The sequence below is a fragment of the Butyricimonas faecihominis genome, assembly GCF_033096445.1.
GTDB classification, from domain to species: Bacteria; Bacteroidota; Bacteroidia; order Bacteroidales; family Marinifilaceae; genus Butyricimonas; species Butyricimonas faecihominis.
On record NZ_AP028155.1, the window covers coordinates 4,645,793 to 4,656,769 of the forward strand.

Here is a 10,977-nt window from a genome sequence, read left to right on the forward strand (position 1 = left end):
ATCACAGATGAATACATTCCTAGAATACAAACGATTAAATGATAATCATGCTCTTCTACTTTATTAATATGGAATTTTGAAACTATTGAAATAAGATCCTCATGTATTTCTTTTTTCAGATTATTTTATTTCATTCGAAATAAAAATACTTTTCTTTTGTTTCGTTTTGATCAAAAAAGTTGCTTTTAAATTTTGATATGTTTCGTTTTATTCATTTCTTTGTGGTGAAAAATAAAATTTCATACACATGAAGCAGAACGAAACTACACAATCGTTTGATGTGATAATCATCGGAGGTGGCGCTACCGGCGCCGGAACTGCCAGAGATTGCTCTCGCAGGGGTATAAAAACACTTCTATTGGAAAGATTCGACATCTCAACCGGTGCCACGGGGAGAAATCACGGCTTATTGCACAGTGGAGCCCGTTACGCCGTGACCGACAAAGAGTCCGCAGAAGAATGTATCAAAGAGAATATGACGCTCCGCAAAATTGCCAGTCATTGTGTAGAAGAAACAGATGGTTTATTCCTAAGTTTACCCGAGGATGATCTCAGCTATCAGGCTAAATTTGTCGAGGCGTGTAAGCAGGCGGGAATTCGTGCGGACATCATCGACCCGAAAGAAGCATTACGTCTAGAACCATCTGCAAACCGGGATATTATCGGGGCGGTAAGAGTACCGGATGGCGCCGTGGACCCGTTTCGCCTGACAGCATCCAACGTGATGGACGCCAAATTACATGGAGCAACGATACTCACATACCAAGAAGTCATCGAGATCATGCGAGAGCAAAATCGGGTGATTGGAGTAAAAGTTCTAGATCATAAAACAAACGAAATCAAATCCTATTATGCTACTATTGTTGTCAATGCCGGAGGAATCTGGGGACATAATATAGCAAAACTTGTGGATATTAATATAAACATGTTGCCTTCGAAAGGAGCATTACTGATTTTTGGACATCGAGTAAACAATATCGTCCTGAACAGGTGTCGTAAACCAGCCGATGCTGACATTCTTGTTCCGGGCGACACGATCTGCCTCATTGGAACAACATCTAGTAAAGTGCCTTTTGAAGAAATTGATCACATGAAAGTAACCCCGGAAGAGGTTGACATGCTGTTACAAGAAGGGGAAAAGATGGCACCCATTCTGGCTCAAACTCGTATATTAAGAGCATATGCCGGAGTGCGCCCGCTAGTTGCGTCTGACAACGATCCTAGCGGCCGAAGTGTAAGTCGGGGAATCGTGCTCTTGGATCATGCAACCCGTGACGGGTTGGAAGGATTTATCACGATCACGGGAGGGAAATTAATGACCTACCGGTTAATGGCCGAGTGGACAACAGATTTGATATGCAAAAAACTCAACCTTTCTGCCATTTGTACGACAGCCACGGAAAAGCTTCCTGGTTCAAGGGAGAGTATAGAAGAAATCAGCAAAAAAATCATATCCGTACCTCTTACGCAACGCAATTCGACGATTTACAGGCATGGAGATATGGCCGATCGTTTTTCTGAAAATACGCCATTAGACAATAGCTTGATATGTGAATGCGAAGAGGTTTCTGTTGGCGAGGCAAAATACGCCTTAAACGAGCTGGATGTAAACAATCTGGTTGACTTGAGACGAAGAACTCGCGTCGGTATGGGAACCTGCCAAGGAGAACTTTGTGCGTGTCGTGCGGCTGGTTTAATGAGCGATATGAATAAAGTATGCACGAATAGAGCCAAGGCTGATCTTGCTTCTTTCTTGAACGAAAGATGGAAAGGGATGTCACCCATTGCCTGGGGAGACACGTTGCGCGAGAGTGAGTATACGGCCTGGATTTATGAAGGCGTTTGTGGTTTAACATCATCATCTAAGAAATAACATGAAATTCGATACAATCATCATCGGTGGTGGCTTATCCGGCTTAATCAGTGGAATTTATTTGTCCCAACGGGGTCAGCGATGTGTTATCATATCATCGGGACAAAGTGCTTTGCATTTTTCTTCCGGGTCATTTGATTTGTTAAATAATTTACCCGACGGGACAAGCGTCCAAAAACCATTGGATGCGATAAGCGAACTCGTCAAACAAGCTCCCACGCATCCTTATGCCAAACTAGGCGAAAACAAGTTTAAGGAATTAGCCCGACAAGCGGAAGAATTTTTAAAAAATGCAGGAATTTCTACCCAAGGGGATCATGAAGAGAATCATTATCGAGTGACTCCAATGGGGACATTGAAACCCACATGGCTCACGCTTAAAAACTTATTGATAAGCGAAAACGAAAAATGTTTACCAATCCAGCACCCGGGCCTTTTTAACATCACGGGATTCCTTGATTTTTACATGCGATTCATTGCGGATGAATTCCTAAAAATGGGAGCCAAATGCAGTATTCATTCTATCAATTTCCCGGCTCTTGAAAATTTGCGCAAGAATCCGACAGAGATGCGCTCCGTTAATATTGCCCGGGTATTTGACAAGCAAGAAAATATAAAAGAATTAGCCCGGATACTAAAAGCGGAAAGCGGAGATTGTGATTCAATTATTTTACCCGCGATCACGGGGTTGAACCGGGAAGATGTGGTAGATTACTTGCGAAAAGAAATCAACAAGCCAATCTATCTCTTGCCAACTCTTCCTCCTTCCGTTCCGGGTATACATACACAACAAAAACTTCGTTCTGTCTTCCAGCAAAATGGAGGCGTTTTCATGCTGGGAGATAATGTTTTACGCGCAGATATAAAAGGTAACAGAATTTCACAGATTTACTCTTTCAATCATGGGGACATTCCTTTCGTTGGACAAAATTTTATTCTTGCCACAGGAAGCTATTTCAGTCAAGGATTGATTGCCAGTACAGAAAAAATATACGAACCAATTTTTGATCTCGATGTAACATTTGCCCCGAATAGAACACAATGGTATAATAGCGATGTGTTTGATGCACAACCTTATCAATCTTTCGGGATCAAAACCGACAACATGTTCCGTTGTACCCGAGAAGGCAAAATCTTTGAGAATCTTTATGCAGCCGGGGCAATCCTTGAGGGATTCAATCCTTTGAAAGAGGGATGCGGGGCAGGGGTTTCCATTTTGAGTGCCATGTATATAGCAGAACAGATTTTAAGTAAATAAAGAAGCCATGAATCTCCAACAACATAATATCAGCGACAACAATTTTGAACAATGTATCAAATGTACGATCTGTACCGTTTATTGTCCTGTAGCAGCAGTAAATCCCAATTATCCGGGTCCCAAACAAGCAGGCCCCGATGGAGAACGCCTACGGTTGAAAAAATTCAACTTCTATGATGAATCCTTGAAATATTGTATTAACTGTAAAAGATGTGAAGTTGCTTGTCCTTCGAACGTGAAAATCGGAGACATTATCCAAGCAGCTCGAATTAAATATAGCAAAAAACAACCGAAACTCCGAGACTATATTCTAGCCAATACAGATCTTGTCGGAACGTTATCCACTCCGTTTGCCCCGATCGTGAATACAACTTTGGGCCTAAAGCCGGTGAAGGCAATTTTGGATGGGGTTATGAAAATCGACCATCGACGCACGTTCCCCAAATACGCTTTCGGCACTTTCGAAAGTTGGTATAAAAAAGTCGCAGAGAAACAAGCCGCCTATCCAAGCCAAGTAAGCTATTTCCATGGGTGTTACGTGAATTACAACAATCCTCAGCTGGGAAAAGATTTAATTAAGGTCATGAATGCTTTTAGCATCGGGGTGCAACTTTTAGAAAAAGAAAAGTGCTGTGGGGTCGCCTTGATTTCCAACGGATTGATCAAACAAGCGCAAAAACAGGCTCGTACGAATATAAATTCGATTCGAAAGTCCGTGTTGGAGAAAAAAATGCCCGTGATAGCAACGTCTTCAACCTGCACGTTTACGATTCGAGACGAGTATCCTCACTTGTTGGATATTGATAACGCTGATGTTCGTGAAGACGTGGAGTTGGCTACCCGGTATATCTATCGTTTATTAAGCCAAAAGAAAACAAAATTGAATTTCAAAACAGGGCAGAAAATCAAGGTCGCCTACCACACGCCCTGCCACATGGAAAAACTGGGATGGGCTTACTATTCTATCGAGTTGTTGAAATTAATCCCGAATATCGAATTAACCATATTAGATTCGCAATGTTGCGGTATTGCGGGAACCTACGGTTTCAAAAAAGAGAATTATAAAACCTCTCAAGACATAGGAGAACCTTTATTCAAGCAAATAGAAGCGCTTGACATTGATTACGTGGTTACCGATTGCGAAACATGCAAATGGCAAATCGAAATGTCCACCTCTAAACGTTGTGAACATCCTATATCAATATTAGCCAATGCATTAGAGTGATTTTAATTCCATCACTCTAATGCATTTTTTGATTATATATCGAAAATCAATGTGTTAAAATCAAAATTCAAACGATTTTTTTTCGAAAAACATTTTGTTTTAAAATTCAATTCTCATACATTTGTTGCATAATGAAACAATGCGATTGCGAAAAAGAAAGCAATCGATTTCGATTTCATTCGAGGAAGGAAGAAGTGCGGCGTCCATTAAAAGAATGATAATTATGAATCGGCAAAGAAACACGATACAAGAATGTATTTTGGGGGGAGGGTAGAACAAGTCCGTAGAGCCAAAAAAACGTGGAAGTGTGTTTATAACAAAATATTTTTACAATAAAATCTAATAACATGTGGAATTTTTTAAAACCAGCACCTCACAAGGATTTATTACCGGAAGGTAAGATCGACTCGACTTACAAGAGCCTGCGTTGGCAGGTCTTCGTCGGCATCTTCATCGGTTACGCCGGCTATTACATCGTGCGGAAGAACTTCTCGATGGCGATGCCGTTTCTAACAGACCCCGCCGGACCTTACGGGTTCGACAAGGGATCGCTGAGTATCGTGTTGTCGTTGAACGCGGTGGCCTACGCCCTGTCGAAGTTCTTGATGGGGAGCGTTTCGGATCGTAGCAACGCCCGCGTGTTCCTTCCTCTAGGATTGGCACTGGCGGCCCTGTCCATGATGTTCATGGCCGTGCCGATCGAGCTGTTCGGGGCAAGCACGACCTCCATCGTGATCATGGCGGTGTTGAACTTCCTAGTCGGGTGGTTTAACGGGATGGGATGGCCTCCCTGCGGCCGCGTGATGACTCACTGGTTCTCCGTGAAGGAGCGCGGGACGAAAATGTCTATCTGGAATTGCGCCCATAACGTGGGTGGCGCTCTCGTGGGCCCGATGGCCGTGTACGGCGCCATGTGGTTCGGGTCGTGGTTCTACGGGGTGGACAGTTCAAAGTACTTTATCATTGGTACCTATATTTTCCCGGCGGCGGTGGCCCTGTTCGTGGCCCTGCTGGCGTACGTGTTGATTCGTGACACCCCGCAGTCCTGCGGGTTACCGACGATAGAGAAATGGCGGAACGATTACCCCAAGAATTACAGCGAGAAACAGGAAGAGGTCCTCACCACGAGAGAGATTTTCTTCAAGTACGTGCTGAATAACAAGATGTTGTGGTTTATCGCCATCGCTAACGCCTTCGTTTACATGGTTCGTTACGGTTGTCTGGACTGGGCCCCGACCTACTTGAAGGAGGCGCAAGGGTATGATATTAAAGAGGCCGGCTGGGCTTATTTCGCTTACGAGTTCGCGGCTATCCCCGGGACCCTCGTTTGCGGGTGGTTGAGTGACGTGGTGTTCAAGGGACGCCGCGCTATCACGACGATCATATTCATGGCCTTGGTGGCTTTGTTTATCTTCCTTTACTGGCAATTCTCGGATAACTACATGATTGTCACGCTATCCTTGATCGCCATCGGTTTCTTCATCTACGGCCCGGTGATGCTTATCGGGGTGCAGGCTCTTGACCTCGCTCCCAAGAACGCGGCCGGGACATCGGCCGGGTTGACCGGGTTCTTCGGGTACTTCTTCGGGACGGCTATCCTGGCGAACGTGGTGATGGGATACGTGGCGGAAAGTTCGTTCGGGTGGGACGGGACGTTCGTGCTGTTGCTTATCGCTTGTGCCTTGTCGATCGTTTTCGTCGGCTTTACTTACAAGGAGGAACAATACCTTGTGCAAAATAGAAAATAATGATGCCTTATTGAGGTGAAGAAATAGAATTATTCTGATCAACAATAAAAAATAAATTGTATGAATACAAAACATTTGACGAAAGGAATAGTGGTTATATTGTTGCTATTCATTACGTCCTCGATTTACGCGCAGACTTACCGGGAGATCAAAGGGTGGTCAAAGGAAATTAATGAGAGAATTGAAACATTCTTGAATACGACTTTAACCATGAATATTCGTAAAGTAGCGGTATTCGACGGGGATGGAACTGTGATCGGGCAAGCACCACACTATTTGGCGGATGAAGCTTTATATCGTTATGCCGATAAATATTATAAGGGCAAAAATGATAAGGTTTCCAAGGAAAAAATGGCTATTTTGAATCGGATGGTAAAAGACGGTAATAACGTGGGGAAGGTTTATGTCGAAGATCGTGCCCACTTTTTGGCGGGAATGACTCCGGAAGAAGTGGCAAAGTTGGGGTATGATTGCTATGTGGAGTCATATCAAGGAAAGTTTTACCCGGAAATGAAACAGCTTATAGCTAATTTGAAAGAGTATGGATTTGAGGTTTGGATATTGACAGCTTCTCCCGAGTTTTTATATCAAAAATTTTTATCAGAGGAATTGGGAATCCCCGAAGTAAATATTCTCGGGATGAAGTCTGTCGTGGTAGATGGGGTGTTGACAAATGAGATCGTGTTACCGATTCCGCAAGATGATGGGAAAGCGAATGTTATCCCGACTTTCATTAAAACTCGTCCACTTGTAGTGGGGGGAAATAGCCGGGGAGACATGGATATGCTAAACCAGTCTTGTGGTTTGAAGATTGTGGTGAACCCGGATGATAAAACTGTCCGGGGGCCGGAAGACGGTCCGATGCATGGTCTAACGGTGAAAGGGTACTGGGAAAAAGAAGGAGCCGTTATTGTTCGGTGCAATGATGTACGAGATCCGAAAGTGCGTTTCCATACTTCAGAGTGGGGAATCAGAGAAAATGTGATTAATCCTAAAGAATAATTCTGTGAAGAATTATCCCGCATAGTTACAATAAACTTAATTTATGTTATTATGAAAAAAAACTATTTATTAAATGTATTGGTGTTATGTTGTGCCCTTTTTGTATGTACAATTGCCCGGGCCGAGTCTGATAAAGACGAACCTTCTAACACGAAAAGCGAGGTCGCACAAGCCAATAACGACGACCTTACAAAACAAGTAAATAAACTTCTTTCGATATTGCCTAAATTCTCTGGTTATATTCAAACCGGTTATAACTGGGGGGACAAGAATGGGGATAACAGATCATCATTCCAATTGAAACGTATGCGTTTGATCATTGATAAAAAAGTTTCAAAAACCTTTGATTTCCGTGCCCAGTTGGAGTGTTTCTCCGGATCGGTTGATAACTCTGCCTACAAGAAAAAAGTGATCACGGTAATGGACGCTTTTGTTAATGCTCATATCACTGATGCTTTGCATTTCCGTGCAGGTCAATATTATTTGCCGCTTGGTTTCGAGAATTATGATATTTCTCCGTCTACTTTAGAGACCGTGGATTTCTCGAACATCTGTTACCGTATGGTGTGTCGTAATGCGATCTCTTCTGCAGATCTTATTGATTATGGTCGTGATCTTGGAGTGATGGCTTATGGAGACCTTTTCAAAAGCAAAGATCAAAAATTTAGCTATCTGAGTTATCAGTTATCATTGACGAACGGTTATCTCCCGACATTGAACGATGACAATAAATCGAAAGATCTTGTGGGTCGTATTACAATCCGTCCGGTAGAGAAATTGCGTATCATCGGTTGTTACAATTGGGGAGAATATAAAGGTTTGAACGAAAATGGAGATGCGAAGGATTATCTTCCGATGAATCGTTTTATCACCGGTGCTTGGTATTATGATCCGAATGGTCTTGATGTTCGTGCAGAATACGGCCATATTCAAAGTGATGATGCTAACGTGAAGGAAGATGGTTTTTATGTGCTTGCAGCGTATAAGATTGGTAAGTTCTTACCGGTTGTACGTTATGATATGTACCGTGACAAAGCAGCCAAGACTTCTGCAAACAACAAGGATAACTTCCTTTTAGGTTGTACCTATGAAATAATCAAGGATGTTAAGTTCCAGGTAAATTATACCATTTCGGCTTATCCTGACAAGGTAAAAGATGCTGGAACAAGAACTGGTACGGGTAATAGCTTGCAAATCATGTGTCTTCTTAAATTCTAATAATACTTAATCTTTTTACCAACAAATTAAATTATTGGATTATGAATAAATTATTTTTCGCTCTGGCATTACTTTTTGTAGGAATGTCTGCAAATGCCCAACATCTGGGAACTGAGTATCGATTGAAAAGAGTTATTCCCGTGGCAGGACGTCAAGGAATTGCTATCGACAGTAACTATTATTATGTTTCCGACACCAAAGTTCTTTATAAGTATGATAAGCAAGGTAATCTTGTCATGAAGAACGATCAACCGTTCCAGAATCCTAAAATTGCTAACCACTTTGGGGATATTGACGTGTACAATGGAGAGATCTATTGCGGTATCGAGAAATTCGAATACGGACGTGGTTACAATATTGCCGTGTCAATTTATGACGCAGAGACTTTAAAATGGAAACGTGATCTTCCTTGGTCTCCTGAATCAGGACAGGTAGAGGTGTCTGGGCTTGCTGTTGATCGTGAGAAAAATATGGTTTGGATGTCTGACTGGGTGGATAGTCGTTACGTGTATTGCTATAGTCTTGAAACAGGACAATACTACACGAAAATGCAATGTCGTCCGACTCCCTACTGGTGCCAAGGAATCTTTATCGCTGACGGGAAAATGCTTTTCACTTCAGATGATGGAGAATCTTTATATAATATTCCAGATAATATTTATGTTGCTGACATTACGGAAGTGCATTTCACCGGTTTGCAGGAAGGAACTGAAGTGGTTAAAGATACTCCGTTCAGTGTGAAACTTGACAAAAACGGAAAGCCTGTAATGCGTAAAGGTAAAATTGCTGCAGGGGCAAAAGCCGGAAGAGTTGAGTTGTTTCGTGAGATGAGTGATTTCCGTCGTTCTGGAGAGATTGAAGGTCTTTCAATTGACCCGGTAAATGATGATTTGGTTGTTTTAAATAATCGTGGTACATTAATCGTTCTTGGTATGTCACAAGGTCCGTTCAAGGAAGAAGGGTATACCGGAGAAATTCATGAACTTTATATCTACGAGAAAGTAAAATAATTCTTAGCGAAGGAATCTGAGTTAGAAATAGACGATCCCCGAAGGTTTTATAAAAAACTCTGGGGATCGTCCTTTTTTATGTTCGACTTTAGAAATCACGAGTAGTTATTTGATCTTACATTGAATTACAATGTCCTGTATGATAAGGATTTGTTTAGTGTAACTATCTGAATGATAGTATAATAAAACAAAAAAGCAGCCAATTTATTGACTGCCACCTTTGAGCTGTTAATGGGATTTGAACCCATGACCTCTTCCTTACCAAGGTCAAAGATTAAAGAAATAAATCTGTTTACTTTGCTGATAATTAGGATATTATAAGGGTGTTTGATTGAGATGATTTTGTTTGACAAACATTTGTTCAACACATTGAATTTATATCAATATTATATTGGTATGAGTATTAGTATTAGTGTTATTTGTAGGAAAAATAGAGTTTCAGTAAAGAATAAAGTGACACCTTGTATAAGAATGATTCAAGATAGGAAAGCAAGTTATGTTTCAATAGGCTTTGCCTTGAATGTTGAGTATTGGGATTTTGAAAATCAAAAATTATCAGATAATTGTCCTGTAAAAGAACATTATCAACAATTGATAGATGAAAAATTGAAAGAGTTTAATAAGAAAATCATTTATTTGGAGGCTTTGGGGTATGAAGTGACAATGGATAATCTATTGGGTAGGGAAGGCAAAAACCATAATACAGTTTTTGTGTACTTCAGAAAAATAATTGATCAATTGAAGGAAAAGGGGACTATCAGAACTGCAGGAAAATATGAAAGTTGTTTGCAATCTTTAATTGCTTTCAAATCTTTGGATATTTCTTTCTTGGAGATCAATCTTCAATTCTTGAATGAATTTGAGATATTTCTTAGGAAGAAGGGTAATGTAAGTAACACCATTGCCACTAAATTTAGTGTGTTGAAGGCTGTTTATAATAAAGCAATAGAAGATAAAATTTTTATTTGTAGAGAAAATCCATTTAAGAAATTTAAGGTTGGAAGATTGTGGACACCAACAAGAAAAAGAGCTATTAGTAAGGATGAAGTATTGAAAATTGTAAATCTTGATCTTTCTTTAAAAGGAGGTAATATCTCTCCTTATTTGGAATTTGCTAGAGATATATTTTTGTTTTCATATTATACAGCAGGTATTAATTTCAAGGATATTGCTAATTTGAAATATTCTAATATAATGGATATGAGATTGTATTATAAGAGAAACAAGACAGGAAAAGAATTAACTTTTCACCTTCTCCCTAATGCTATGGATATAATTGATAAGTATAAGAAAATTGATGCATCTTGTGATGATTACATCTTTCCTATATTAGATAGAAAGATTCATGTAACAGCACAGCAGAAATTTAATAGAGAACAAAAAGTATTGGGACATATAAATACACAATTAGAAGTAATTAGAAAGAAAATAGGTTTGAATTTTCCATTAACTACTTATGTAGCTAGGCATACTTATGCTACTGTTTTAAAAAGATCTGGAGTAAATATTGGTATAATTTCAGAATCCTTAGGACATTCTGATCTGAAAACAACACAAATTTATCTGGATAGCTTTGAAAATTCAGAAATTGATGCAGCAATGAAAAATTTGCTTTGATGGTAGCTTATGACTCTAAAATTTAT

8 protein-coding genes are annotated in these 10,977 nt (G+C 40.5%); all 8 read left to right on the forward strand.

Going from position 1 to position 10,977, the window contains the following annotated elements; translation table 11 throughout:
• Positions 1 to 247 precede the first annotated feature (247 nt).
• Positions 248 to 1,873 carry an anaerobic glycerol-3-phosphate dehydrogenase subunit A gene (gene glpA, locus R8806_RS19250; protein ID WP_124318288.1) on the forward strand — a complete coding sequence of 542 codons (1,626 nt, stop codon included), beginning with the start codon at positions 248 to 250 and terminating at the stop codon, positions 1,871 to 1,873.
• Between the two features lies 1 nt (position 1,874).
• Entirely contained in the window at positions 1,875 to 3,131 is a 1,257-nt protein-coding gene (glpB, locus tag R8806_RS19255; RefSeq protein ID WP_151412240.1) for a glycerol-3-phosphate dehydrogenase subunit GlpB, read from the forward strand.
• Positions 3,132 to 3,138: 7 nt separating this feature from the next.
• On the forward strand, positions 3,139 to 4,356 hold the full coding sequence (gene glpC, locus R8806_RS19260; protein ID WP_124318380.1) for an anaerobic glycerol-3-phosphate dehydrogenase subunit GlpC: 1,218 nt from the start codon (positions 3,139 to 3,141) through the stop codon (positions 4,354 to 4,356).
• A gap of 347 nt (positions 4,357 to 4,703) precedes the next feature.
• Positions 4,704 to 6,104, forward strand: coding sequence for a phosphoglycerate transporter protein PgtP (gene pgtP / locus R8806_RS19265; protein ID WP_151412241.1), 1,401 nt, complete (start codon positions 4,704 to 4,706; stop codon positions 6,102 to 6,104).
• 60 nt (positions 6,105 to 6,164) lie between these two features.
• A complete protein-coding gene (locus R8806_RS19270) occupies positions 6,165 to 7,106 on the forward strand; it encodes an HAD family hydrolase (protein ID WP_124317653.1) in 942 nt (313 codons plus the stop codon).
• 51 nt (positions 7,107 to 7,157) lie between these two features.
• Complete coding sequence (locus R8806_RS19275) at positions 7,158 to 8,324, forward strand: porin (RefSeq protein WP_124317654.1); 1,167 nt, start codon at positions 7,158 to 7,160, stop codon at positions 8,322 to 8,324.
• Between the two features lie 41 nt (positions 8,325 to 8,365).
• The gene (locus tag R8806_RS19280; protein ID WP_124317655.1) at positions 8,366 to 9,334 is read left to right on the forward strand and encodes a YncE family protein; all 969 of its coding nucleotides are present in this window, start codon (positions 8,366 to 8,368) and stop codon (positions 9,332 to 9,334) included.
• Positions 9,335 to 9,730: 396 nt separating this feature from the next.
• Positions 9,731 to 10,951 carry a site-specific integrase gene (locus R8806_RS19285; RefSeq protein WP_151412227.1) on the forward strand — a complete coding sequence of 407 codons (1,221 nt, stop codon included), beginning with the start codon at positions 9,731 to 9,733 and terminating at the stop codon, positions 10,949 to 10,951.
• Positions 10,952 to 10,977 lie beyond the last annotated feature (26 nt).

Excerpts from the sequence above, each read along its gene's own strand:
- glpA (WP_124318288.1), top strand. The coding sequence starts at position 248 with ATGAAGCAGAACGAAACTACACAATCGTTTGATGTGATAATCATCGGA.
- glpB (WP_151412240.1), top strand. The coding sequence starts at position 1,875 with ATGAAATTCGATACAATCATCATCGGTGGTGGCTTATCCGGCTTAATC.
- glpC (WP_124318380.1), top strand. The coding sequence starts at position 3,139 with ATGAATCTCCAACAACATAATATCAGCGACAACAATTTTGAACAATGT.
- pgtP (WP_151412241.1), top strand. The coding sequence starts at position 4,704 with ATGTGGAATTTTTTAAAACCAGCACCTCACAAGGATTTATTACCGGAA.
- R8806_RS19270 (WP_124317653.1), top strand. The coding sequence starts at position 6,165 with ATGAATACAAAACATTTGACGAAAGGAATAGTGGTTATATTGTTGCTA.
- R8806_RS19275 (WP_124317654.1), top strand. The coding sequence starts at position 7,158 with ATGAAAAAAAACTATTTATTAAATGTATTGGTGTTATGTTGTGCCCTT.
- R8806_RS19280 (WP_124317655.1), top strand. The coding sequence starts at position 8,366 with ATGAATAAATTATTTTTCGCTCTGGCATTACTTTTTGTAGGAATGTCT.
- R8806_RS19285 (WP_151412227.1), top strand. The coding sequence starts at position 9,731 with ATGAGTATTAGTATTAGTGTTATTTGTAGGAAAAATAGAGTTTCAGTA.